Source organism: Saccharopolyspora sp. NPDC000359, from assembly GCF_040300525.1.
Lineage (GTDB): Bacteria > Actinomycetota > Actinomycetes > Mycobacteriales > Pseudonocardiaceae > Saccharopolyspora.
Genome location: NZ_JBEPDU010000009.1, coordinates 70423 through 94266, shown reverse-complemented (window position 1 = coordinate 94266; position 23844 = coordinate 70423). Strand labels below are relative to the sequence as shown.

Annotated in this window: 25 protein-coding genes; 19 read left to right on the top strand and 6 right to left on the bottom strand. The window is 72.1% G+C overall.

Annotated features, from left to right (window positions below; all coding sequences use genetic code 11):
- Positions 1 to 84 precede the first annotated feature (84 nt).
- Both ABT324_RS08775 and ABT324_RS08770 read left to right on the top strand, forming a co-directional pair.
- Positions 85 to 786: an OBAP family protein gene (locus ABT324_RS08775; protein ID WP_351173943.1), complete on the top strand. Its 702-nt coding sequence runs from the start codon at positions 85 to 87 to the stop codon at positions 784 to 786.
- Between the two features lie 57 nt (positions 787 to 843).
- Entirely contained in the window at positions 844 to 1323 is a 480-nt protein-coding gene (locus tag ABT324_RS08770) for a TspO/MBR family protein (RefSeq protein WP_351174128.1), read from the top strand.
- 6 nt (positions 1324 to 1329) lie between these two features.
- On the opposite strand, the gene ABT324_RS08765 is transcribed toward ABT324_RS08770, so the two are convergent.
- The gene (locus ABT324_RS08765; RefSeq protein WP_351173940.1) at positions 1330 to 2679 is read right to left on the bottom strand and encodes a cryptochrome/photolyase family protein; all 1350 of its coding nucleotides are present in this window, start codon (positions 2677 to 2679) and stop codon (positions 1330 to 1332) included.
- Positions 2680 to 2786: 107 nt separating this feature from the next.
- Between ABT324_RS08765 and ABT324_RS08760 the strand changes: the two genes are divergently transcribed.
- The 5 genes from ABT324_RS08760 (at position 2787) to ABT324_RS08740 (ending at position 7551) form a co-directional block, all read left to right on the top strand.
- Complete coding sequence (locus ABT324_RS08760; RefSeq protein WP_351173938.1) at positions 2787 to 4310, top strand: SDR family oxidoreductase; 1524 nt, start codon at positions 2787 to 2789, stop codon at positions 4308 to 4310.
- Between the two features lie 113 nt (positions 4311 to 4423).
- Positions 4424 to 5908: an MFS transporter gene (locus ABT324_RS08755; RefSeq protein ID WP_351173935.1), complete on the top strand. Its 1485-nt coding sequence runs from the start codon at positions 4424 to 4426 to the stop codon at positions 5906 to 5908.
- A 26-nt stretch (positions 5909 to 5934) separates the two neighbouring features.
- Entirely contained in the window at positions 5935 to 6243 is a 309-nt protein-coding gene (locus tag ABT324_RS08750) for a hypothetical protein (RefSeq protein ID WP_351174125.1), read from the top strand.
- Between the two features lie 50 nt (positions 6244 to 6293).
- A complete protein-coding gene (locus tag ABT324_RS08745) occupies positions 6294 to 7028 on the top strand; it encodes a Clp protease N-terminal domain-containing protein (protein ID WP_351173932.1) in 735 nt (244 codons plus the stop codon).
- A 70-nt stretch (positions 7029 to 7098) separates the two neighbouring features.
- Positions 7099 to 7551 (top strand): GreA/GreB family elongation factor, encoded by a 453-nt coding sequence (locus ABT324_RS08740; protein WP_351173929.1) that lies wholly within the window; start codon positions 7099 to 7101, stop codon positions 7549 to 7551.
- A gap of 289 nt (positions 7552 to 7840) precedes the next feature.
- Here the strand turns inward: ABT324_RS08740 and ABT324_RS08735 are convergent, their stop codons facing one another.
- A complete protein-coding gene (locus tag ABT324_RS08735; protein WP_351174122.1) occupies positions 7841 to 11266 on the bottom strand; it encodes an indolepyruvate ferredoxin oxidoreductase family protein in 3426 nt (1141 codons plus the stop codon).
- Between the two features lie 156 nt (positions 11267 to 11422).
- Here ABT324_RS08735 and ABT324_RS08730 point away from each other — a divergent pair, with 156 nt between their 5' ends.
- The 5 genes from ABT324_RS08730 to ABT324_RS08710 all read left to right on the top strand — a co-directional run bounded on the left by ABT324_RS08730 (position 11423) and on the right by ABT324_RS08710 (position 14817).
- Positions 11423 to 11878 carry an Lrp/AsnC family transcriptional regulator gene (locus ABT324_RS08730; protein WP_351173927.1) on the top strand — a complete coding sequence of 152 codons (456 nt, stop codon included), beginning with the start codon at positions 11423 to 11425 and terminating at the stop codon, positions 11876 to 11878.
- 34 nt (positions 11879 to 11912) lie between these two features.
- A complete protein-coding gene (locus ABT324_RS08725) occupies positions 11913 to 12257 on the top strand; it encodes a hypothetical protein (RefSeq protein WP_351173924.1) in 345 nt (114 codons plus the stop codon).
- A gap of 33 nt (positions 12258 to 12290) precedes the next feature.
- Complete coding sequence (locus ABT324_RS08720) at positions 12291 to 13127, top strand: arylamine N-acetyltransferase family protein (RefSeq protein ID WP_351173921.1); 837 nt, start codon at positions 12291 to 12293, stop codon at positions 13125 to 13127.
- Between the two features lie 56 nt (positions 13128 to 13183).
- Complete coding sequence (locus ABT324_RS08715) at positions 13184 to 13753, top strand: NADPH-dependent FMN reductase (protein WP_351173918.1); 570 nt, start codon at positions 13184 to 13186, stop codon at positions 13751 to 13753.
- A 104-nt stretch (positions 13754 to 13857) separates the two neighbouring features.
- A complete protein-coding gene (locus tag ABT324_RS08710; RefSeq protein ID WP_351173915.1) occupies positions 13858 to 14817 on the top strand; it encodes a DUF3048 domain-containing protein in 960 nt (319 codons plus the stop codon).
- Here ABT324_RS08710 and ABT324_RS08705 read toward each other — a convergent pair.
- A complete protein-coding gene (locus ABT324_RS08705; protein ID WP_351173912.1) occupies positions 14810 to 15724 on the bottom strand; it encodes an endonuclease/exonuclease/phosphatase family protein in 915 nt (304 codons plus the stop codon). The two genes, ABT324_RS08710 and ABT324_RS08705, sit on opposite strands and share 8 nt — an antisense overlap.
- Before the next feature lie 139 nt (positions 15725 to 15863).
- On the opposite strand from ABT324_RS08705, the gene mshB reads away from it, so the two are divergent.
- Positions 15864 to 16697 (top strand): N-acetyl-1-D-myo-inositol-2-amino-2-deoxy-alpha-D-glucopyranoside deacetylase, encoded by an 834-nt coding sequence (gene mshB, locus ABT324_RS08700; RefSeq protein ID WP_351174119.1) that lies wholly within the window; start codon positions 15864 to 15866, stop codon positions 16695 to 16697.
- A 75-nt stretch (positions 16698 to 16772) separates the two neighbouring features.
- On the opposite strand, the gene ABT324_RS08695 is transcribed toward mshB, so the two are convergent.
- Positions 16773 to 17471 carry a maleylpyruvate isomerase family mycothiol-dependent enzyme gene (locus ABT324_RS08695; RefSeq protein ID WP_351173909.1) on the bottom strand — a complete coding sequence of 233 codons (699 nt, stop codon included), beginning with the start codon at positions 17469 to 17471 and terminating at the stop codon, positions 16773 to 16775.
- Between the two features lie 37 nt (positions 17472 to 17508).
- Complete coding sequence (locus ABT324_RS08690) at positions 17509 to 18207, bottom strand: GntR family transcriptional regulator (protein ID WP_351173906.1); 699 nt, start codon at positions 18205 to 18207, stop codon at positions 17509 to 17511.
- A 167-nt stretch (positions 18208 to 18374) separates the two neighbouring features.
- Between ABT324_RS08690 and ABT324_RS08685 the strand changes: the two genes are divergently transcribed.
- From ABT324_RS08685 to ABT324_RS08665, 5 genes are read left to right on the top strand one after another with little or no spacing between them, the layout of a single operon-like run.
- A complete protein-coding gene (locus ABT324_RS08685; protein ID WP_351173903.1) occupies positions 18375 to 19595 on the top strand; it encodes an NRAMP family divalent metal transporter in 1221 nt (406 codons plus the stop codon).
- A 7-nt stretch (positions 19596 to 19602) separates the two neighbouring features.
- Positions 19603 to 20364 carry a LamB/YcsF family protein gene (locus ABT324_RS08680; protein WP_351173900.1) on the top strand — a complete coding sequence of 254 codons (762 nt, stop codon included), beginning with the start codon at positions 19603 to 19605 and terminating at the stop codon, positions 20362 to 20364.
- Positions 20364 to 20975, top strand: coding sequence for a 5-oxoprolinase subunit PxpB (gene pxpB, locus ABT324_RS08675; protein ID WP_351173897.1), 612 nt, complete (start codon positions 20364 to 20366; stop codon positions 20973 to 20975). The genes ABT324_RS08680 and pxpB overlap by 1 nt, the downstream gene beginning before the upstream one ends.
- A complete protein-coding gene (locus ABT324_RS08670; protein WP_351173894.1) occupies positions 20972 to 21823 on the top strand; it encodes a 5-oxoprolinase subunit C family protein in 852 nt (283 codons plus the stop codon). Before pxpB ends, ABT324_RS08670 begins: the two co-directional genes overlap by 4 nt.
- 32 nt (positions 21824 to 21855) lie before the next feature.
- Entirely contained in the window at positions 21856 to 22620 is a 765-nt protein-coding gene (locus ABT324_RS08665) for a putative hydro-lyase (protein ID WP_351174116.1), read from the top strand.
- Here the strand turns inward: ABT324_RS08665 and ABT324_RS08660 are convergent.
- Positions 22605 to 23216 carry a MerR family transcriptional regulator gene (locus tag ABT324_RS08660; RefSeq protein ID WP_351173891.1) on the bottom strand — a complete coding sequence of 204 codons (612 nt, stop codon included), beginning with the start codon at positions 23214 to 23216 and terminating at the stop codon, positions 22605 to 22607. The genes ABT324_RS08665 and ABT324_RS08660 overlap by 16 nt on opposite strands.
- 83 nt (positions 23217 to 23299) lie before the next feature.
- On the opposite strand from ABT324_RS08660, the gene ABT324_RS08655 reads away from it, so the two are divergent.
- Complete coding sequence (locus tag ABT324_RS08655; protein ID WP_351173888.1) at positions 23300 to 23764, top strand: DoxX family protein; 465 nt, start codon at positions 23300 to 23302, stop codon at positions 23762 to 23764.
- The last annotated feature ends 80 nt before the right edge of the window (positions 23765 to 23844 follow it).

The following is a 23844-nucleotide window of genomic DNA, read 5'->3' as shown; positions in this document are numbered from 1 at the left end:
ATGTTCACTTTCGGGAAGTGCTGTTCGCGGCGTTCCGGTCGTGGGGTTGCCGGGGTGTTCGGGGCCGGGGCGGCCGTGGGGTTCGTGACCGCTGCCAGCGCGGTCCTCGGTCGGAAGGTCGCGGCGGCCGCGAAGGTCGGTGCGGGGCACCCGCTCAAGCACCGCGCGCTCGACCTGGCTGCCGGTGCGCTGCAGCCGAAGTACCCGCTGGCGGCCATGAGCACCTACCTCAACGGGTTCCACATGTACGCCGACGAGATGGGGCGGCAGGTCGAGGCCACGCACTTCTGCGTCCACCTGCGCCACGACCTGCACCAGTGCGTGATCTTCGACCGGAACGCGCCGGACGCCCGGTTGATCGGGATCGAGTACATCATCAGCGAGGACCGCTTCCGCGAGCTGCCCGACGACGAGAAGCGGCTGTGGCACAGCCACCACCACGAGGTCAAGTCCGGGGTGCTGGTCGCGCCCGGGGTCCCGGAGCTGGCCGAGCACGCCTACTTCACCGACCTGGTGACGACCTACGGCAAGACGTTCCACACCTGGCAGTACGACCGCGACGACTTCCCGTACGGCATCCCGCAGCTGATGATGGCCTTCACCGAGGACGGGCAGGCCGACGAGGCGATGGTCGAGGCCCGGGACCGCGAGCTCGGCATCTCCACCGCGCGCAAGCGCGAGCACCGGGCGGACATCCCCGAGCCGGACGTGGCGCCGGGCGCCAACTCCTGGGAGAGCGGCCGGACCGTGCAGACGCGCCTGGCGGAGGTCGACTTCAAGCGGTAGCTGGCCACCCGATCCAACCATCACCGGAAGACCTGGAGGTTCGACGTGTTCGCCGAGATGAGGTGCACGGTGCGGGAAGCGGTGGTGGCCGCTGCGGTCATCATCGCCGCGGTGGCGGTGGTCGCGGTGGTCGGCTCGCTCGCCGCCGCCTCGTCCGCCGAGCAGTACGCGTTGCTGCAGCGCCCGTCGTGGGCGCCGCCGCCCTGGCTGTTCGGTCCGATGTGGACGGTTCTGTACATCTTGATGGCGGTCGCCGGCTGGCGTGCCTGGTGCGCGGGGCCGGGGCGCTCGCGCAGCACGGCCATGTCCTGGTTCGCGGCCAACCTGGTGCTCAACGCCGCATGGACCCCGTTGTTCTTCGCGACGGGCCAGCGCACCGCGGCGTTGTTCGAGATCGTCCTGCTGGACATCGTGATCGTGGTGACCGCGGTGCTGTTCTGGCGGCGTGACCGGCTGGCGGGGGTCCTGCTGCTGCCGTACCTGGCCTGGACGTTGTTCGCCACCGTGCTCAACGGGGCGATCGTCGCGCTGAACTGAGCCGCGCTACTTCCCGTGGCTGGCGCGGAACCGCGCGTTGGCGGCGGCGATGTCGACGATCGGCGCGGGGTAGCCGAGGCGGTCGAGGTCCTCCGGGTCGATGCGCTGCGGGTCGTGCAGCTCCTTCGCGGGCAGGCTGCGCAGCTCGGGGAGGTAGCGGCGGATGTACTCGCCGTCCGGGTCGTAGCGCTCGGCCTGGCGGACCGGGTTGAGCACCCGGTCCGGGCGGGTGTCGGTGCCGGTGCCCGCCATCCACTGCCAGTTCATGTTGTTGTTGGCGATGTCGCCGTCCACCAGCAGGTCCAGGAAGTGCTGGGCGCCCAGCCGCCAGTCGAGGTGCAGGGTCTTGGCCAGGAAGCTGGCCGTGGCCATGCGCGTCCGGTTGTGCATCCAGCCCTCCGCCGCGAGCTGGCGCATCCCGGCATCGACCAGGGGCACGCCGGTGCGGCCCTCGCGCCACGCCTGGAACGACTCCGGGTCGTCGCGCCAGCGGTCGCCCCTCGGGCGGTAGTCGCGGTAGCTGGCCGCGGGGCGCGCGGCCAGCACCTGGTGGTGGAAGTCCCGCCAGGCCAGTTGGCGGACGAACGCGCGCTCGGGTTCGCTGTCCCCGGCCCGGTTGACGAGTTCGACCGGGGACACGCAGCCAAAGTGCAGGTACGGCGACAGCCGTGACGTCGCGTCGCCGGCGAGGTCGTCGTGCCCGCTGTCGTAGTCCGCGATGCCGTCGTCGAACCACTGCTGCACGAGCTTCCTGCCCGCGGACTCCCCGCCCGTCGGCAGCTCCGGTGACAGGTCGCCGGGGCAGAGGGCTTCGCGGGTGGGCAACCGCCCGGTCCGCACCTTCGGCATCCGCAGCGACTCGGGAACCGCGGCGGTGCGCCGGACGGGTTTGGCGGCCCAGCGGCGGAAGTACGGGGTGAACACGGCGAAGTGGTCCTTGCCGTCCGGCGCGAAGTGGCCCGGCGGCTGCGCGGTCACCACGGTGTCGTGGACGTGCAGCGCGCACCCGTTCAGCGCTTCCCGCAGGTTGTTCTCGCGGGCCTGCGCGTGGGCACTGACGTCGGCAGCCACGTGGACCTCGGTCGCGCCGACCTCCTCGGCCAGCGCCGCGACCTCGGTCGCGGGGGAGCCGGTCCGCACCACCAGCCCACCGCCGAGCTCGCCCAGTGAGGAGCGGAGGTCGCGGAGGCAGTCCAGCAGGAAGGCGGTGCGGTTGGGGCGGAGGTAGGGGCCCCGCAGGATCGCCTCGTCGAACACGAACAGCGGTACCACTCGACCAGCTTGTGCGGCGTGCTGCAGGACCGGGTTGTCGTGGACCCGCAGGTCGCGGGTGAACAGGCAGATCGCTGTGGTCACTGATCTCCGCCTCACGTCGAGGAGTGGGACGGGGGAGAGCTCCCCTCGCCCTCATTGTGGGAACGGGGACCTGCTTGGGCAGCGCGGAACCCGGGTATTCGGGGCTGGTGGGAACCGAGGGATCGAAGTTGTGCCTGGTGACCGGGGCCACCGGGTACGTGGGCGGGCGGCTGGTGCCGCAGCTGCTGGCCACCGGGTACCGGGTGCGCTGCCTGGTGCGGACGCCGGAGAAGCTCCGCGACGTGCCGTGGCGCGACCAGGTCGAGGTGGTGCGCGGGGACCTGCTCGACGAAGACGCCGTGCTCGCGGCCTGCGAAGGCGCGGACGTCCTGTACTACCTGGTGCACTCCTTGCAGCAGAAGGAGTTCGGCGACCTCGACCGGCGGGTGGCGACCATCGTCGGGCAGGCCGCTCGGCAGGCCGGGGTGTCGCGGATCGTGTACCTGGGCGGGGTGCACCCGGCGACCGGGCAGCTCTCCGCGCACCTGCGGTCGCGGGCCGAGGTGGGCGAGACGCTGCTGCGCAGCGGGGTGCCGACGGCCGTGCTGCAGGCCGCGCTGGTCATCGGTTCCGGCTCGGCCAGCTTCGAGATGCTGCGGTACCTCACCGAGCGCTTGCCCGCGATGGTCACGCCGCGCTGGGTGAGCAACCGGGTCCAGCCGATCGCGGTGCGGGACGTGGTGCACTACCTGGTCGGGGCGGCGGAGCTGCCCGCCGAGGTCAACCGCTCCTTCGACATCGGTGGGCCCGACGTGCTGACCTACGCGGAGATGATGCGCACCTACGCCGCGGTCGCCGGGTTGCCGCGGCGGTGGATGCTGCCGGTCAGCGTCCTGTCGCCCAAGCTCAGCTCGTGGTGGATCAACATCGTGACCCCGGTGCCCCGCAGCATCGGGATGCCGCTCATCGAGTCGCTGATCAACGAGGCGGTCTGCCTCGAGCACGACATCGACGAGCACGTCCCGCGCCCCGAAAGCGGGTTGACCTCTTTCCAGGACGCCGTCGCGCTGGCGCTGCGCCGGATCCAGCGCGGCGAGGTGGAGACGCGGTGGTCGGACGCCTCACCGGTCGACGCCCCGTGGGAGCCGCTGCCGTCCGACCCCGCGTGGTCCGGCGGCACCGTCTACCGGGATGTGCGCGAGCGCGGGACGGACGCGTCGCCCGAGGCCGTCTGGCGGGTTGTCGAGGGCATCGGCGGGCGCCACGGCTGGTACTCGTTCCCGCTGGCCTGGGCGGTGCGGGGGTGGATCGACCGGATGCTGGGCGGGGTCGGCCTGCGCCGCGGACGGCGTGATCCGGAGCGGTTGCGGACCGGCGATGCGCTGGACTGGTGGCGGGTCGAGGAGCTGGTGGAGGGCCGGTTCCTCCGGTTGCGCGCCGAGATGAAGGTGCCGGGCCGGGCGTGGTTGGAGCTGGACGTGGAGCCCGCCGACGGGGGCGCGCGGTACCGGCAGCGCGCGGTGTTCATCCCGCACGGCCTGCTGGGGCATCTCTACTGGTGGGCGGTGGCACCCTTCCACGGACTGGTCTTCGGCGGCATGGTGCGCCGGATCCTCGGCGCGGCCGAGGGGCGCGGGACGGCTTCGGCACGTCCGCTCCGGCTTGGCCGCGCGCCTCGGTCTGCCCGATGAGCCGACTACCGGTGCCGGGCGGCGAGCCCCTGGATGAGGGTTCGCGCGGTGATCTCGAACTGCGAGTCCCAGTCACCGAGGTGGCTGCCGAGGTGCTTGGCCAGGGTAAATCCATGTCTGTAGGTGAGACTTCGGCGGACGACCTCCGGCGGTGGGGGATCCTGGCAGCGGTTTGCGTCGCGCTCGCGGTGATCGTCGTCGACAACACGATCCTCAACGTCGCGATCCCGACCATCGAGGACGAGCTGGGGGCGAGCACCGCCCAGCTGCAAGCGGTCGTCAACTCCTACGTCGTGGTCTTCGCGGGGCTGCTGGTCGCGGCAGGCCTGGTCGCGGACCGGTACGGGCGGCGGTTGGCCGTGCTCGCCGGGTTGGGTGTCCTGGCTGGCGCCTCGGCGCTGGCGGCATTCGCGTCCACGGCGTGGTTCCTGGTCGCGGCGCGCGCGGTCATGGGGGTCGGCGCCGCGTTGGTGATGCCGGGGACGCTGGCGATCCTGGTGCACGCCTTCGCGCCCGGCGAGCGGGTCAAGGCGTTCGCGGCCTGGTCGGCGGTGGGATCGGCCGCGATGGCCATCGGTCCACTCGTCGGCGGGTTGCTGGTCGAGGAGTGGGGATGGCCGGGGATCTTCCTGGTCAACGCCGTCCTGGCCGTCGTGGCCATGGTGCTGATCAGCTGGCTGGTGCCCGAGTCCCGCGACCGGTTGGGCCGCGCGGTCGACCTGGTGGGAGCGGTGGCGAGCACCGTGGCGATGGGGGCGTTCGTCGCCGCCATCATCCTCGTTCCCGACCTCGGGCTGGCGTCACCGGTCGTCCTCGCCACCGTGGTCCTGGCCGTGCTCGCCGCCGCGGCGTTCTGGCTGCGCCAGCGGCGGGCCGCCACCCCCATGGTCGACCTGGGTCTCTACCGGGACCGGCGGTTCGCCGGGGCGAGTGCCGCGGTCGCGGTCCTGGCGATCGGCACTGGCAGCGTCCTGTTCGTGCTGACCCAGCACCTCCAGCACGTCCTGGACCGCAGCCCGCTGCAAGCGGGTCTCGCGGTCGTGCCACTGGCCGTCGGGGTGGTCGGGGCGTCGCCGGTGGGGGCCCGGATGCCTGGGTGGTTCGGGCACCGACGCTCGATCGCCACCGGTTTCACCGTCACCGCAAGCGGTTTCGCGGTCCTCGCGGTGCTCACCCCGACCAGCTCGGACGTGGTCCTCGTGGGCGGTCTGTTCCTCGCCGGAGCCGGGTCGGGGCTGGCGTCCCCGGCCGTGCACGCCACCGTCCTCGGTGCGGTCCCGCCGGACCGCGCGGGGATGGGGTCGGCGCTCAACGACACCCACCAGCAGCTGGGCATCGCGCTCGGGGTCGCGCTCATCGGCAGCGTCGTCGCGGTCGGGTACCGGTGGTTCGCGCCTGCTGAGCTGAACGTCCACGTTGGATCGTCGTTGGCCAGCACCCTGGCCGGGTTGGGCCCCGAGCAGCACGATCTGGTCCGTGCCGCCCACCTGGCCTTCACCCAGGCTCAGAGCATCGCCATGCTCCTCTGCGCGGCCTTCGCGATCACAGGTGCGGTCATCGCCTGGTGCGTGCTGGAACCGGAGTGCCGGACGTCCTGACCGTTCGATGTGATGATGGCGGCGTGATGACGAACGAGCGGGACGAGCTTTTCGAAGCGGCAGCGGGGTTGGAGCGGCTCGCGGCTGCGGCCACCGGGGGAGATTGGCGGTCCGGGGGGTTGCTCGCCACGCGGCCCGAGGTCATCGCGCACTTCGAGGGCGGGGCGACCGAGCACGTGGCTGAGGCCCGGGCGAAGACCGCTCGGTGGATCGCAGCCCTCTCGCCTGCGGTCGCAGCGTCGCTGGTCGCGTGGTTGCGGTCGGCGGCGCAGGCCGAGGACGTCGATCCGGCGGCGGTGCAGTTCGCACGGGTCCTGCAGGCGCGGTTGAGCTGATCGTCAACTCGTGGTTGACGACAAGGACTCGTCAACCTATGGTTGACGTCATGGATGAGTTGAGGATTTCCGACCACGTCTCACTGGACGAGCTGATCGCCGCCATCAAGAAGGTGCACGGGGACGAGCTGGAGCAGTTGGCCAGCGCTGTCGTCGCCGGGGATCACCTCGGGGAAGTCGCCGACCACTTGATCGGGCACTTCGTCGACCAGGCGCGGCGCTCCGGGGCGTCCTGGACCGACATCGGCAAGAGCATGGGCGTCAGCAAGCAGGCCGCGCAGAAGCGGTTCGTGCCCAAGGGGCCGGGAGAGGTGTCCGACCTCGACCCGAGCCAGGGGTTCAGCCGGTTCACGCCGCGGGCCCGCAACATCGTCGTGCAGTCGCAGAAGGAGGCCCGGGACGCCGGGAACGCCGAGATCCGCCCGGAGCACCTGGTGCTCGGGCTGCTCGAGGAGTCCGACGGACTGGGTGCCAAGGCCGTCGCCGCGCAGGGCGTCTCGTTGGAGGCCGCGCGGCAGGCCGCGGTCGAGGCCCTGCCCGCCGCCGTCGACGAGGTGCCGCACCTCATCCCGTTCGACGCCGGTGCGCGGAAGGTGCTGGAGCTGACCTTCCGGGAGGCGCTGCGGCTCGGGCACAACTACGTCGGGACCGAGCACGTCCTGCTGGCGCTGCTGGAGAACGAGGCCGGTACCGGCGTCCTGTCCAGCCTCGGGATCGAGAAGGCCGCCGTCGAGCAGAACATCACCGCCGCGTTGGCCGAGATCGCCGCGAAGCTCGCGCAGTGACCTGATCGAGTTGTGCTCCCCGGCTGCGGAGCCGAGCATCAGCTGCGGAAACCTCGGGGGAGGAGCGGCGATGGGCGGTGCGGACCCGGCCACCAGGGCGCGGTTGGCGGAGGAGATCCGCTCGCTGCGCGCCCGGCGGAAGCGCCTGGTGGACGAGCTGGTGCAGAGCTCCGGGCCGGGGGACAGCGGTGACGCCTCGCAGGAACTGCAGGGCGGGGACGAGGTCATCGCGATCGACGAGCGCATCGCCGAGCTGGAGAAGGTGCTGGTCGGTGGGATCGAAGTGCAGGGCGTGGCACCGGGCACCGAGGTGGTGCTGCGCTCGTCGGACGGGTCGACGCAGACCTACAAGGTCGTGGCGATCCCCGAAGAGGCCCTGGACGGGGAGGAGGACTTCACGATGACCTCCGACAGCCCGCTTGGCCTGGCCCTGGCGCAGGCCCACCAGGGCGACACCGTCCGCTACCCCACCCCGGACGGCGACGTCGAGGTCGAAGTCCTCAGCATCCGCCGTCCCACCTGACCCGCCACCCCGGTGCGCTTGCCAGTGGCAATCGCACGCTGATTCCCACTGAGGTCGCGGGGACCTCGCTCCCGCAGTCCGCTCCAGGGCAGGGTCGCCGGCATCGTCACCTCCTGGCTCCTGGCTCCTGGCTCCTGGCTCCTGGCTCCTGGCTCCTGGCTCCTGCTGGTGGAGGCGGTCGTGGTGGGGTTCCGGGTGGGATCGGTTTGGACCCAGCCGGGGCCTGGTGCGGGTTCGGTGGAGGTCGGGTGGCTGGCCTCCACCGAACCCGCGGTTCGGTCTCGGTGGGTCAGACTGCTGCGACTCGTTCGGGTTCTGGGGTCTTGAGGAGTTCGGACTGCTTCTCGCGGTAGGTCTCGACGTTGGCCAGCTTGATCTCCTCGTAGCCGCGGATCACGTCCGGCAGCTCGGCCAGCTCCAGCAGGGCCGGGTGGTCGGTGGCCAGCGCCTGCTCGATGACCTCCCGGTACTGCGAGACCAGTTCGCGCTCCACCCGGCGGACCTTGGCGTAGCCGAACGGGTCCAGGCGGGTGCCGCGGACCTTGCGCATCGCGCGCAGCAGCCGGAACACGTGGCGGAACCAGGGCCCGAGGCTGATCTTGCGGTCCATGCCCAGCGCGCGCAGCACCGGCGGGTGCAGCCGGAAGGCGTAGCGGGACCCCGCGCCGAACTGGGCTTCGATGTCGGCCTGCAGCCGCTCGTCCAGCGACAGCCGGGCGACCTCGTACTCGTCCTTGTAGGCCATCAGCTTGTGCAGGTTGCGGGCCACCGCCTCGGCCACCTCCACCGAGCTGCTGCGCCGCACCCGTTCGACGAACTCCGCGTAGCTGCGGGCGTAGGCCTCGTCCTGGTACTCGACCAGGTCCGGGATGCGGATGTCCAGCAACCGCGCCAGTTCCGAGCCCTCGGGGGCCTCGACCAGCGCCCGCACCCGCCGCGCGGCCGGGCTCGGCGCCGGGGGTTCGACCGGGGCCGGGGTGATCTCGGCCCGCAGCGCGTCCGGGTCGGCGATGGCCTGGCGGCCGCGGCGGAACGCCTGGATGTTGGCCGCCACCGCCGCGCCGTTGAGCTGGATCGCCTGCTCGATGCTCTCGGCCGACAGCTGCAGTGCGCCGCACTGGTAGGCCGCGCCGAGCTGGAGGATGTTGGCGAACTGGTCGTCGTCGAACAGCTCCTCGGCCAGGCCACGCGCGTCCAGGTAGAACGCCCGGGCGGTGGCGTCGTCGAGGGTGGCGCGGATGCCGGACTGCTCCGGGAAGGAGACCTCGGTGTCCACCACCATCCGGCCGGTCGGGACCTCGGTGGTGGACACCACCGCGGTGGTCCGGGCCGGGTCGGCCGCCGCCAGGTGCACCGGGTCGGCGGCGACCAGCAGGTCGCAGCCCAGGTAGAGGTCGCACTCGCCGGCGGCCAACTTCGCCGCCTGCTCGACCGGCTCGGCGGTGATCTTGAGGTCGGAGACCACCGCGCCGCCCTTCTGCGCGAGGCCGATCTGGTCCAGGGTGCGCACCTGGCGGCCGTCGATGACCGCGGCCGTGGCCAGGATCTGCGTCACGGTGACCACCCCGGTGCCGCCGACCCCGGTGATGCGGACGGTGAAGTCGTCGCTGCCGCGCTGCGGTTCGGGCAGCTCGGAGGCGGGCAGCTCGCTGACCTCGCGGTGCGCGCGGCGGCCGCTGGGCACCACCGTCAGGAACGACGGGCAGTCCCCGGCCAGGCAGGAGTAGTCGACGTTGCAGGACGACTGGTGGATGCGGGTCTTGCGGCCGAACTCGGTGGGCACCGGCTGCACCGACAGGCAGTTGGACTTCGCGCCGCAGTCCCCGCAGCCCTCGCACACCCGCTCGTTGATCAGCACCTTCTCCGCCGGGGTCGGCTGCTTGCCGCGGCGGCGCTTGCGGCGCTTCTCCGCCGCGCACTCCTGGTCGTGGATGAGCACCGTGACACCGGGTACGGTGGCCAGTTCCGCTTGCGCGGCAAGCATGTCGTCGCGGTGGCGGACGGTCGCGCCGCGGGGGAGCTTGCCGCGCAACCGCTTCGGCTCGTCGCTGGTGACGATGACCTTCGAAGCGCCCTCCAGCAGCAGGAGTTCGGCGATCTTGCCGACCGGCAGCGCGCCGACCGCGTCCTGCCCACCGGTCATCGCCACCGCCGAGTTGTGCAGCAGCTTGTAGGTGATGTTCACCCCGGCCGCGACCGCGGCGCGCACCGCCAGGCTGCCGGAGTGGGTGAAGGTGCCGTCGCCGATGTTCTGCACGAAGTGCTCGGTGCTGACGAACGGCGCCATGCCGATCCACTGCGCGCCCTCGCCGCCCATCTGCGTGATGCCGACGACGTCCCCGACCTGGTCGGGGTCCATGAACAGCGCCATCGTGTGGCAACCGATGCCCGCGCCGACCACGGTCCCGTCGGGCACCTTCGTCGAGGAGTTGTGCGGGCAGCCCGAGCAGAAGTACGGCGTGCGGGCCAGCAGCGGGACCGAGATCCGCTCGCGGCGGCGGCGCTGCCGCCAGGCGTCGACCTGCGGGACCTCGCCGTGCGCGGTCAGCCGGTCGGCCAGGCCGCGGGCGATGCGGTCCGGGTCGAGCTCGCCGAGCTCGGTGAACAGGGTCCGGCCGCCGGGGGTCTTCTTGCCGTGCACCTGCGGCGCGTCCGGGCGGCCGTAGAGGACCTCCTTGATCACCGGCTCCAGGAACGCCCGCTTCTCCTCGACCACCACGATCTCGGTCAGGCCCTCGGCGAACTCCCGGATGATGCTGGGTTCGACCGGGTGGATGGCGCCGAGCTTGAGCAGCCGGATGCCGAAGCGGGCGAGGTCGGACTCGGCCAGGCCGAGGGTGCGCAGCGCCTGGCGCAGGTCCAGGTAGGACTTGCCGGCGGCGACGATGCCGATCCGGTCCGCGCTGCCGGAGCGGGTGATCCGGTTGACGCCGCTGGCGCGCAGGTACTCCAGCGCCAGCGGGACCCGGACGTTGTACAGGCTGCTCTCCAGCCCGGCGAGCTCCGCGCCGAGCAGCCGGGCGCTGGGGCGGTGCGAGTAGGCCTCCGGGCGCATCTCCGGCGGGGCCCAGTCCGGGGTGACTGTCGCGGTGCCCGCGGCGTCGGCGACGTTGGCGACCACCTTCAACGCCGACCACAGGCCGCTGGCCCGGGACAGCTCGACCGCGTGCCGCCCGAAGTCCAGCAGGTCCTGGGAGTCGGCCGGGAAGAACGTCGGGATGTGCAGGTCGGCCAGGGCGGCTTCGGACGCGGCCGGGACGGTGGAGGACTTGGCGTTCGGGTCGTCGCCGACCAGGGCGACCGCGCCGCCGCGCGGGTCGGCCCCGGCGAGGTTGGCGTGCCGCAGGGCGTCGCCGGCGCGGTCCAGGCCGGGGGCCTTGCCGTACCAGACGCCGAGCACGCCGTCCGGGCGCTGGGTGCCGAGCCGCTCGGCGAGCTGACTGCCCATCACGGAGGTGGCGGCCAGCTCCTCGTTGAGGCCGGGCCGGTGCACCACGTCGTGCTCGTCGAGCAGCTTCGCGCGACGGGCCAGCTCCAGGTCGAACCCGGCCAGCGGCGAGCCCTCGTAGCCGGAGACGAACGCCGCGGTGCTCGCTCCCGCGCGCCGGTCCAGGCGGATCCGGTCGAACAGCACCCGCACCAGGGCCTGCACCCCGGTCACGTAGACCGTGCCCGCATCCCGGAGGTAGCGGTCGTCCAGCGTGAACGCGGCCATGTCGAACTCCTTCTCCTCGGCACGCATCGTGATCGCCGCCACTTCAGCTCAAAACGGTGTGGCGCACAACACCGCGCCCCGAAACGGTGAAGAGCGCGCAAACTTCGGTCGTTCCGGCCCTTCCGCGCCGCTGAATTTTGCGTACCATCCCTGCGCATGGCCGACCAGACGCTCGATGCGACGGATCACGAAATCCTGGCGCTGCTGCGCGAGGACGCACGCCGCACGCTGTCGGACATCGCCAGCCGCGTGACGCTGTCCACAGCCGCGGTCAAGCGGCGGATCGACCGGCTGCAGGAGATGGGCGTGATCCTGGGCTACACCGTGCAGCTCGACCACGCCAAGCTCGGCTCGGCGGTGGAGGCCTTCATCGAGCTGCGCTTCCTGGGCACCAGCGGCGTGGACGAGATCGTCCAGACCACGACCCGGATGCCGGAGGCGCAGGCGGTGTTCACCATCGCCGGTGACCCGGACGCGCTGGTGTGGCTGCGGGTCCGGGACATGGCGCACCTGCAGCGCACCATCGACGAGATCCGCCGCAGCCACCGCGTGACCAGCACCAAGACGCTGATCGCCCTGGACTCCTGGGAGCGCGGCCGCAGGTCGTCGTGAGCCGTTCGGCAGGACAGGGCGGTCCGGAGCGGACATGCTGGTGCCCATGCTCGGTGATCTGGAGTTGGCCGCGGTCCCGGCGCTGCTGCCCGCTGGCCCGCCGGGGGTGGAGATCCGCCTGGACGGGCTGGTGGTGGGGGAGCTGGAGCTGCGGGTCTGCCACGCCTGCCGGGTCGCCGTGCTGGAGCACGTCCGCGTCGACCGGCGGTGCCGCCGCCGCGGGCTGGCCACGCTCGCGGTCGGGCTGCTGCGCGAGTCCTGGCCGGACTACCGGTGGAGCGCCGGGCCGTTCGAGCCGACCACCGAGGCGCTCGGGTTCTGGCACTCCCTGACCGGTCTGCGACCCGGACCCGACGAGTGCGAACACCTGCGCAGTTGACCCCGAGCGCGCTGGACGCGCCAGGATGGGTGCATGGCTGAGCACGCGGACGAATGGCGGATCGAGGCGGTCGACCTCGACGGTTACCTGGAGCGGATCGGGCACCCGGCGGTGCCGGGGCCGTCGGCGGCGGTGCTGCGCTCGCTGCACGAGGCGCACGTGCAGGCGATCCCGTTCGAGAACATCGACGTGGTCCTGCGGCAGCACCCCGGCATCGAACTGGACACCATCCACGACAAGCTGGTCCGCCGTCGGCGCGGGGGCTACTGCTTCGAGCACGCCCTGCTGTTCGCGGCGGTGCTGGAGCGGCTGGGCTTCGATGTCGAGCGGCGGATGGCGCGGGTCCAGCCCCAGGGCTCCGGCTACCGGACGCACATGGTGCTGCGGGTCCGGGTGGACGGGGTGGACCATCTGGCCGACGTGGGTTTCGGCGCCGGGGTGCTCTCGCCGATGCCGTTCGAGGACGGCGCGGTGGTGGACCAGGCCGGTTGGCCGCACCGGCTGGTCCGGAACGGTCCACTGTGGAACTTGGAGCGGTGGGGCGACGAGGGATGGGAGGTACTGCACGCCTCCGACGAGCAGCCGCAACGCTTCGCCGACTACGAGGTCGCGCACCACTACGTCGCCACCCATCCGCACTCGCCGTTCTTCAGCAAGCCGGTGGTGTTCCGGCTGGCGCCCGGCGTGAGCCGGAAGCTGGTCGGCGGCCAGTTGACTGTGGCGCGGCCCTCGGGTGTGCCCGAGGTGGCGGAGGTGGCGCCCGAGCGGCTCGCGGAGGTGTTGGCCGGGCTGGACGTCGTGCTGCCGGAGGGGGAGCTCGACAGGCTCCGGGAACTTCTGGGAACCAGCCGGAAAGAATCCTTGACCTGAAGTAAGGTTGAAGTTCCATGCTGGTCGGGAGATTGCGATCAGCATGGAGGAAGCGGATGTTCGAGGACCGACTGCGCGTGGGCATCATCGTCGGCAGCACCCGGGAGGGGCGGTTCGCCCGGACCGTGGCCGACTGGTTCGCCGGGCAGGCCCGGCAGCACCCGGAACTGGAGGTCGACCTCATCGACCTGGCCGAGGTGGACCTGCCCGCGGTGATGCCCGCGGCACCCACCCCGCAGCTGGCGGAGTACACCGCCCGGCTGGACGCCGCGGACAGCTTCGTGGTGGTCACGCCGGAGTACAACCACGGCTACCCAGCAGCGCTGAAGGCCGCCGTCGACCTGGCGCACGCGGAGTGGCAGACCAAACCCGTGGCCTTCGTCAGCTACGGCGGCATCTCCGGTGGCCTGCGGGCGGTGGAGCAGCTGCGGCAGGTCTTCGCCGAACTGCACGCGGTGACCATCCGCGACACCGTGAGCTTCCACGGTGCGAGCGAGTGCTTCGACGCGGCGGGGAACCCCGTGGACACCACTGGTCCGGTCGCGGCGGCGAAGGTGCTGCTGGACCAGCTCGTGTGGTGGGCGCGGGCGACGGCTGAGGCGCGGAGCCGACGTCCCTACAGCTGACCGGCCCACAGCCGGGTCGAAAATGACTCAGATCGGCCCCTTGTCGGCGCCCTGGCGGCGGGTGAAGCTACCCGGCAGCGGCTTGCGCTGCTGGGGGAGGGGCCATGTGGTGGGTGCGCGTGCTCGGCACGTTGGTGGCCGTCGGTGCCGTGCTGGTCGGCGGCTTGGCCCTGCAGCCAACCGGAACCCGGTCGGTGCCGATCGAGGTGCCGCCACCGCCGCCCCCGCCCGAACCGCTGCCCGCGCCGCCACCGCTCGGACCACCGGTGCTCGCGGTGAAGGTGGACAACGCACCACCGGCCCGGCCGCCGACCGGGATCGGGGCGGCGGACGTCGTGTACGTGGAACCCGTCGAAGCCGGGATCAGCCGGCTGGTGGCGGTTTTCGGCACCCGGCGGCCGCCCGTGGTCGGACCGGTGCGCAGCGCCCGGCAGACAGATCTGCGCCTGCTGCCGCAGTTCGGCCACCCGGCGCTGGCGTTCTCGGGGGCTGCGCCGGAACTCCTGCCGGAGATCGACCGGGCACCGGTGGTCGGCGCATCACCGACCGCGGTGCCCGGCGCGTTCTACCGCGGTCCGGGGCAGGCGCCGCACAACCTCTACGTGCGGCCGTCCCGGCTGCCTGCGGGGGAGGGGTGGTCGCCGAACGCCGCGCTGACGTTCGGCTCGGCACCGCCCGGCGGGGTTCCGACGAGCGGTGAGGTGGTCGGCTACCAGTCGGCGCGGGTCGGGTTCACCTGGTCGCCGGGCGCGCAGCGGTGGTTGGTGTCGATGGACGGGCGGCCGCACGTGGCGACCGACAGCGGACGTCTCGCGGCGAGCACCGTGGTGCTGCAGGAAGTTCCGGTGTCGGACTCGCCGTTTCAGGACGTGGTGGGCAACTCCTCGCCGTTCGCGGACACGGTCGGCACCGGCCGCGCCGTGGTGCTCCGCGACGGCGCGGCGTTCGAAGGCCGCTGGCACCGCCCCGCCCCGGAGCTCGGCACCACCTACACGACCCTGGCCGGGGACGAGATCCCCTTCGCCCCCGGCCAGGTCTGGATCGTCCTCCTCCCGGTCAGGTGAGCTCGACCAGGGCTTGGACCGGCAGGTGGTCGGACGGGAAGTAGCCGTCGCGGCGGGAGGTGTTGATCGCCGCGGCGCGCACCGCTACCCGGTCGTTGTGCAGGATCCAGTCGATCCGGTCCGCGCCCTCGACGGGCTCCTGGTAACCGCCGAAGGTGCCCCACGCCGGGGTGAGCCGCCGGTCCGCGGTCGTCCAGGCGTCGGCCAAGCCGCCGCTGGTGAGGATCCGGTAGGACGCCGAGCTGCCCGCGGGGGTGTTGAAGTCGCCGGTGAGCACCACCGGCAGCCCCGCGTCGAACCCGGCGATCCGCTGGCCCACCAGCTGCGCGCTGCGCTGGCGGGACGGTTCCGACTGGTGGTCGAAGTGCGTGTTGACGTGGGCGAACTCGCGGCCGCTGCGGCGGTCGTGGAAGCGCACCCAGGTGACCATCCGGACCACGTCGTTTCCCCAGGACTTCGAGCCGATCACCGACGGGGTGTCGGAGAGCCAGAAGTGGTCGTAGTCCAGCGGTTCCAGTCGGCGGGCGTCGTAGTAGACCGACATGAACTCGCCGCGGCCGCCGCCTTCGCGGCCCAGGCCGATCCAGTCGTAGTGCGGTGGGATGTCCTGCAGCACGGCCTTGACCTGGGTGAACATTGCCTCCTGCACGCCGAGCACGGTGGGCTGCTCGGTGCCGAGCAGTTCCGCGAGGATCGGGCGGCGGAGGCGCCACGAGTCCGGGTCCGGCGGCGCCGCCCCGGTGTCGGTGCGGATGTTGAAGCTCATGACGTGCAGCTGCTCGCCCCTGGCCGGGCCGATCAGCGCCTTGCCTGCCGGTGCGGCCGACGCCTGCCCGGTGCCGAGCGCGCCCGCGACCGCTGCCGCGCCCGCCAGGCCGAGCGCACCTCGTCGAGAAATTCCAGACACAATGCCTCCTTCTCCTGCCCCGAGATCTTCACGCGCGCCCGGTCGGTCTCGGTTGACCGGACGGCGAACTTCGTCGGAACATCCCGGCTCGTTGTCGGTCGGCGCGGCTAGTCTCGAAGACATGAACGATCGTCGCCTCCTGCTGGTGCACGCCCACCCCGATGACGAGGCCACCGCCACCGGTGCCACGATGGCCCGCTACTGCGCCGAGGGAGTTTCCGTGGCGCTGGTGACCTGCACCAGCGGTGAGCTCGGCGAAGTCGTCGCCGACGACCTCGCGCACCTGCGCGGTGCCCCGGACGCGCTCGGCGAGCACCGGCGCGGCGAGATCAGCGCCGCGCTGGCCGAGCTCGGCGAGGTCCGGCACCACTGGCTGGGCGGCCCGGGCAGGTTCCGGGACAGCGGGATGGCCGGTGCGGACGGCAACACCGCGCCGGGCGCGTTCGCCGCCGCCGACCCGGCCGAGGTCACCCGCGCCATGGTGGAGGTCCTCCGCGCGGAGCGCCCGCACGTGGTGGTGACCTACGACGAGAACGGCGGTTACGGGCACCCGGACCACATCGCCGCCCACCGCGCGCTCATGACCTCCCTGGACCCGGCCGCGGACCCGGACTACGCGCCGGAACTCGGCGAGGCGTGGCAGGTCCGGAAGGTGTACTGGACGACGCTGCCGCGCTCCATCCTCAAGCAGATCGACGAGGCGGCCGCGGTGGGCTTCGAACCGTACACGGTGCCGGACGAGGAGCTGACCACGATGGTCGACGGCCGCGACCACCACGCGGCCAAGATCGCAGCCCTCCGCCGCTACCGGAGCCAGGTCGACCTCGACAACGAGGACTTCTTCGCGAAGATGGTCCTGCGCCCGGAATTCGCGCTGGAGCACTACCTCCTGGTCCGAGGTGAACGAGGCCCCGGCACCGGCCCCCACAACTGGGAACCAGACCTCTTCGCAGGCCTCCCCCAACACTCGTGAGTGGGGATGGTGGTTCTAGCGACTGTTGTCGCTCACGAGGGGGGCGGGGTGTGGTCGTGAGTGGGGATGGTGGTTCTAGCGACCGTTGTCGCTCACGAGGGGGGTTGGGTGCGGTGGCCACGGGCCCAGGTCCGGTAGTGGGCCGTTCGGCGTGCGCTCCGGGGTTCGGCCCGCCAGCCAGGCCGCGAGGTCGTGGGCGCGGCCGGTGATCTCCACCGCCCCGGTCGACCACGTGCGGTCGCCGTCGGTCGCCCGGAGCGCGAAACCCTCGGGCAGGCGCGGGAGCAGGAACTCGATGGCGTGGCCGGAGAACTCCGCGCTCCACCGCTCGGGGCCGACGCCGATGTCCAGGTCCACCAGGTGGATCCAGACCTCCCGCCAGCGCATCCGCACGATCCCGGCGAGGTCGCCGTTGCGGAACCGCACCGGGCGGTCCCAGTCCGCTTCGCCCGCCTGCGACCAGACCGCTTCCAGCGCCGCGCTGTGCCGGGCGAGCCGGGCCCGGTGCTCCTCGGAGCCGTCCCCAGCGAGACCTTCGATGATCGCGTCGCGCTCGGCCTGCCCACCGTCGTAGGCGTCGACGAGCTCACCGCGCAGCGCGTGCGCCGAGACCCGGGCGAACGCTCGCGCGTTGTCCGCCAGGTGGGCCAGCACGTGCCCTCGGGTCCAGCCGGGGAGCAGCGACGGTGCGGCGACCTGCTCGTCGGTCAGGGTCGCGATGGCGTGGCGGAGGTACTGGTGGCCTTCGAGGACGGCGTGCAGCGGGAGTCTCACGTGCCGCGATCCTAGCCCCCGCCGCCGACGGCAGGGATCACTCCGGCGTGTAGCTGCGGTAGGCGGCGACGAGCTGGGCCTCGGCAGCGTCGAAGTAGCCCTCCAGGCGGTCGGCCGCGTCCTGCACCCGACCGGCACTGATCAGGTTCGAGATCTCCCGGTGCGGCTTCAGGTACGGCTCGTGGAGCTCGCGCGGCCGGGACATCCGGTGGAACGCCAGTCGCAGCTCGGCGAGCAGCCGGCGCATCGTCTCGTTCACCCGCGGGCTCCCGGCCAGCGCCGCCAGCGCCTCGTGGAAGCGCATGTTCGCGGTCCCCACGTCCCACCAGCGCTCCTCGGTCGCCGCGCGCTCGCCCTCGGTCACCGCCTGGTCCACCGCCGCGACCAGCCCCGCCGGGGCGCGACCGGCCCGGCGCACCGCGCTGATCTCCAGCAGCCGGCGAATCCGGTAGAGGTCGATCACGTCCTCGTCGCTGAGCACCCGGACGAAGACCCCGCGGTGGAACTCGTGCACCAGCAGCCGCTCGTGCACCAGCAGCCGGAACGCCTCGCGCAGCGTGTTGCGGGAGACGGCCAGCGCGCGACCCGCGCTCTCCTCGGACAGCCGGGTGCCCGGGGCCAGCGCCCCGTCGATGACCCGCTGGCGCAGCAGGTCGGCGACCCGCTCGGCCGTGCTCGTGCGGTCGAGTAGCGACCGGTCGGCCGCCAGGAGGTCCGCCCACGGGTCCGCGGTCACTCGTGCTCCCCACACTCGCTGTTGATCTCGAGTGTAACGAGGAAGTTCCACGAAGGGTATTGCAGGATTGTTCAACAATTCTCTATCTTGACCCGAACCGCCTCCTCGCGGCCACGTCGACGTTCCCCTCACCGGCCTCCGGTCGGTGCCCAGTTGATCGGAGTGCCATGGCTGAAGCGACCACGGCCGAGAAGGGATCCTCGGCCGTCAAGCGGAGCACGCTGCTCGGCGCGGTGTTCCTGATGGCCACCAGCGCCATCGGCCCGGGCTTCATCACCCAGACCACCGAGTTCACCATCCAGCTCGGCGCGGCCTTCGCCTTCGCGATCCTGGTGTCGATCCTGGTCGACGTCGCCGTGCAGCTGAACGTCTGGCGGGTCATCGGCGTCTCCGGCATGCGGGCGCAGGACCTGGGCAACAAGGTGGTCCCCGGCCTCGGCTACGTGATGGCCGCGCTGGTCGTCTTCGGCGGGCTGGTGTTCAACATCGGCAACATCGCCGGGACCTCGCTCGGCCTGGACGCGCTGGTCGGCCTGGACGCCAAGATCGGCGGCACGCTGTCCGCGGTCATCGCCATCGGCATCTTCCTGAGCAAGAAGGCCGGGGTGGCGATGGACCGGATCGTCGTGGTGCTCGGCGTGGTGATGATCCTGCTGACCGCGTTCGTCGCCTTCTCCTCCGCGCCGCCGGTCGGCCTGGCGCTGACGCAGGCCGTGTGGCCCAGTGAGGTCGACTTCCTGTCGATCACCACGCTCATCGGCGGCACCGTCGGCGGCTACATCACCTACGCCGGGGCGCACCGCCTGGTCGACGCCGGGGTGACCGGTCCGGAGCGGATCGTCGACGTCAGCCGCAGCTCGGTGGTCTCGCTGCTGGTGACCGGCGTGATGCGGCTGGTGCTGTTCCTCGCGGTGCTCGGCGTGGTGGCCGGGGGCGTGGCGCTGACCTCGGCCAACCCGACCGCCGAGGCGTTCCAGCACGCCACCGGCGAGCTCGGCATGCGGCTGTTCGGCATGATCCTCTGGGCGGCCAGCATCACCTCGGTCGTCGGCGCCGCCTACACCTCGGTGTCGTTCCTGGTGACCTTCTCGCCGAAGCTGGCGCGCGCCCGCAACTGGCTGGTGGTGGCCTTCGTGGCGGCCTCCGCCGCGGTGTTCCTGCTGCTCGACAAGGCCCCGACGACGCTGCTGGTGCTGGCAGGCGCGCTCAACGGGCTGATCCTGCCGGTCGGTTTCGGCGTGCTGATGTTCGTCGCCGCCAAGCGCCGCGACCTGCTCGGGGGATACCGCTACCCGAGGTGGCTGCTGATCGTGGGTGTGGTCGCCTGGCTGCTGACCGTGTACCTGGGAATCAACTCGCTCGGCGGCATCGCCGCGCTGTGGAAGTGAGGTGGGCATGGACCTCAACTCGGACCTCGCGGAGGGCTTCGGACGCTGGGAGCTCAGCGACGACGAGGCGCTGTTGGGCATCGTGACCAGCGCGAACGTCGCCTGCGGCTACCACGCCGGGGACGCCACGGTGATCCGCGAGGCGGTCGAGCAGGCAGCCAAGCAGGACGTGGTGGTCGGCGCGCAGGTCAGCTACCGCGACCTCGCCGGGTTCGGTCGGCGGTTCATCGACGTGCCGTCGCGCGAGCTGACCAACGACGTGCTGTACCAGATCGGCGCGCTGGCCGGGTTCGCCCGCATCGCCGGGACCGAGGTCGCCTACGTCAAGCCGCACGGTGCGTTGTACAACGCGATCGTGCACCACGCCGACCAGGCCGCCGCCGTGGTCGAGGCGGTGCGCGCCTACGACCCGGCGCTGGCGGTGCTCGGGTTGCCGGGCTCGCAGTGGTTGGAGCAGGCCGAGCGGGCGGGGCTGCGGGTGTTTCGGGAGGCCTTCGCCGACCGCGCCTACACCCCCGAGGGCACGCTGGTGTCGCGGCGCGAGCCCGGCGCGGTGCTGCACGACCCCGAGCTGATCGCGCAGCGCTGCCTGCGGCTTGCGGCCGGGGAGCCGATCGAGGCGGTCGACGGCTCGCGGATCCGCGTCGAAGCGGATTCGATCTGCGTGCACGGGGACAGCCCCGGCGCGGTGGCCATCGCCGAATCCGTGCGTGACCGCTTGGTCGCCGGTGGTGTGCAGCTGAAGCCGTTCGCCGCGCGAGGGCTGTGATGCGGTTCCTGCGGTGCGCTGATTCGGGACTGCTCGTCGAACTGGCCGACCTCGAGGCGGTGCAGGCGCTTTACGCCGCGCTCGCCGAGGCGCCGCCCGAGGGGGTCACGGACCTGGTCCCGGCTGCGCGGACGTTGTTGCTGCAGCTGGACCCGAAGCGAGCCAACGTCGCGGCGATCGAGGCCGCGGTGCGCGAGGTCGAGCCGCGCCGGGCGGTCGACGGCGACGGGGCCCTGGTGGAGGTGCCGGTCGTCTACGACGGTGCGGACCTCGCGGAGGTGGCGAAGCTGACCGGGCTCTCCGAGCGCGAGGTGGTGCACCGCCACACGGGTGCGGAGTGGACGGTCGCCTTCGGTGGCTTCGCACCGGGTTTCGGCTACCTCGCCGGTGGTCCGCCGGAGCTCGCGGTGCCGCGCCGGGTCGAGTCGCGGACCAAGGTGCCGCCCGGGTCGGTCGGGCTGGCGGGTGCGTTCAGCGGCATCTACCCGCGCGAGTCGCCTGGCGGGTGGCAGCTGATCGGGCGCACCGACCTGGAGGTCTGGCGGGTCGACCGGGACCCGCCCGCGTTGCTGCGGCCGGGTGTGCGGGTGCGCTTCCAGGAGGTCCGATGAGCTTGGAGGTGCTGGCCACCGGGCCCCTGTCGACCATCCAGGACCTGGGGCGGCCGGGGTTGGCCGGGATCGGCGTCGGTTCCTCGGGCGCGGCGGACGGTGGTGCGTTCCGGTTGGCCAACCGGTTGGTGGGCAACGACGAGGGCGCGGCGGCGGTCGAGGTCACCTTCGGCGGGCTCGTGGTGCGCGCCACCCGGGACCTGACCGCAGCGGTGACCGGAGCGCCGTGCCCGATCACTGTGGACGGTCGTGCCGCCGCGGTGAACTGCGTGCTGCGGATCCCCGCCGGGGCGGTCGTGCGGCTGGGCGTCCCGGACCGGGGCCTGCGCAGCTACCTCGCGGTGCGCGGCGGCATCGCCGTGGAACCGGTGCTGGGTTCGCGGGCCACCGACGTGCTCGCCGGGCTGGGCCCGGATCCGCTGGCGCCGGGCGCGGTGCTGCCGGTGGGGCCGCCACCAGCGCGGTTCCCGCAGGTCGACCTGGCGCCGGTGCCCGCGTGCGCGGCCGACGAGATCACGCTGCGCGTGGTGTTCGGGCCGCGGCACGACTGGTTCACCGACGACGCGCTGACCGCGCTGGTCAGCAGCTCCTACGAGGTCACCGCGGACAGCAACCGGATCGGCATGCGGTTGTCCGGACCGGCGCTGGAGCGGTGCCGCACCGAGGAGCTGCCCAGCGAGGGCATGGTCGCAGGCGCCCTGCAGGTGCCGCCGTCGGCGCGGCCGACGCTGTTCCTCGCCGACCACCCGGTGACCGGCGGCTACCCGGTGATCGCGGTGGTCGTCGCCGCCGACCTGGACAAGGCGGCCCAGGCCCGACCCGGCCAGCGCGTCCGCTTCCGCTGCTGATGAGGAGAATCTCAATGACCAATCCGCAGGAGATGTCCCCGGCGCAGGCGCGCGCCGAGTTCCGCGCCGGGCTGCGCGTGCCCACCTCGGGCTACAGCGCGGGGTGGACCCAGGCCAACCTGATCTCGCTGCCGCGCGAGTTCGCCTACGACTTCCTGCTGTTCGCGCAGCGCAACTCGCGCTCCTGCCCGGTGCTGGACGTGACCGAGCCCGGCGGGACCAGCGCCGAGATCTTCCCGGGCGACCTGCGCACCGACCTGCCCGCCTACACCGTCTACCGGGACGGCGAGCTGGTCGAGCAGCGGTCCGAGGTCACCGACCTGTGGCGGGACGACCTGGTGTCGTTCCTGGTCGGCTGCAGCTTCACCTTCGAGGCCGCGCTGCTGGAGGCCGAGGTCCCGGTGCGGCACATCGAGGCGGGCAGCAACGTGCCGATGTACCGGACGAACCGTGAGTGCCGCCCGGCCGGTCGGCTGTCCGGGCCGCTGGTGGTGTCGATGCGCCCGATCCCGGCCGAGCTGGTCCCCACCGCCGTCCGCGTCACCTCGCGCTACCCGTCCGTGCACGGTGCCCCGGTGCACGTCGGCGCGCCGGAAGCGCTGGGCATCGCCGACATCGACCGACCGGACTTCGGGGACGCGGTGGAGGTCCGCCCCGGCGAGATCCCGGTGTTCTGGGCTTGCGGGGTGACGCCGCAGGCTGCGGTGATGCGGTCCAAGCCGCCGTTCGCCATCGGCCACGCGCCGGGCCACATGGCCATCACCGACTCCCGCGACAGCCGCTACCTCGTCCCGTAGCGGCGGGCGGAGGCGTCGACCTGCGCCAGCCGCCGCAGCGCGAGCAGCAGCGGCTCGACCAGCACGGTGCCCAGCACCATGTAGCGCACGGCTGCCTCAGTCGATTCCAGCGGGACGTCGGCGACCTCGCGCTCGGCGATCGCCCGCATGGCCTGCGCGTAGGAGACCACTTCGTCCTCGGAAAGCGGGAAGTCCGCTGCTTCGAGGGCGGTGAGCGCTGCGGCGAGTTGCCGGACAGCCTGCCTGTCGGCGCTGCGCACCTGCCAGCCGAGGCGGTCGAGGAGCGACTCCGCAGCGCTGGTGTCCACGTCCTCGTCGACCGCTGGGCCCAGCGAGCGGTGCGCGGCGCCGAGCAGGTCGTGGGTGGAGTCCGCCGGGTGGTCCAGCTGGTCCAGCACTTCCCGGGTGGCCGCGACGCTGAGCCCGCCGACGCCGATGAGGGCGCGCACCAGCCGGAGCCGGGCCACGTGCCCCTCGTCGTACTGCGCCTGGGTCGCCGACGTGAGCTGGCCTTCGTGGAGCAGCCCCTCCCGCAGGTAGTACTTGATCGTCGCCACCGGGACCCCGCTGGCGCGGCTGAGCTCCGAGATGCGCACGCGCGACTCCTCAACGTTGGATAGTGCTGCTATCTTATGTTGGATAGCGTCGCTCTCCAAAATCATCCGAAGGGGTCGGACCCGTGGAACCGCTCATCACCCTCGTCGTCGTGACCGCAGTGCTGCTCGTGGCCGGGGCCGCCGGAGTGCGGAGGTTGCGCCCCTGGTCGGTGGCCGTCCGCGGCGGGCTCGCCGCCATGTTCGTGCTGACCGGCGTCGTCCACTTCGCCTTCCTGAGGGAGGAGTTGATCGCGATGGTCCCGCCGGCGCTGCCCGCACCGGGACTGCTCGTGACCGCCACCGGCGTGCTCGAACTGCTCGGCGCGGCAGGGCTGCTGCTCCGGCGGACCGCGCCGTGGGCCGCGGCCGGGCTCGCCGTGCTGCTGGTGGTGATGTTCCCCGCGAACGTGCACGCAGAACTCACCGACCCGGACGGGTCGCTGCTGGGCCGCACGCTGGTGCAGGTCGGCTACCTGACGGCAGCGGTCTCGATCGTCGTGCACCACCTGCGCGAGCGTCCGAACAGGACGCTGGAAAAGGTCCGCTGACACCGCGGTTCGGCCGAATACCGCTTCACCGGCCGGTTGAGGTTCCTGCATCCTGCGGTGTCCCAGCCGCCGTTCCGGCT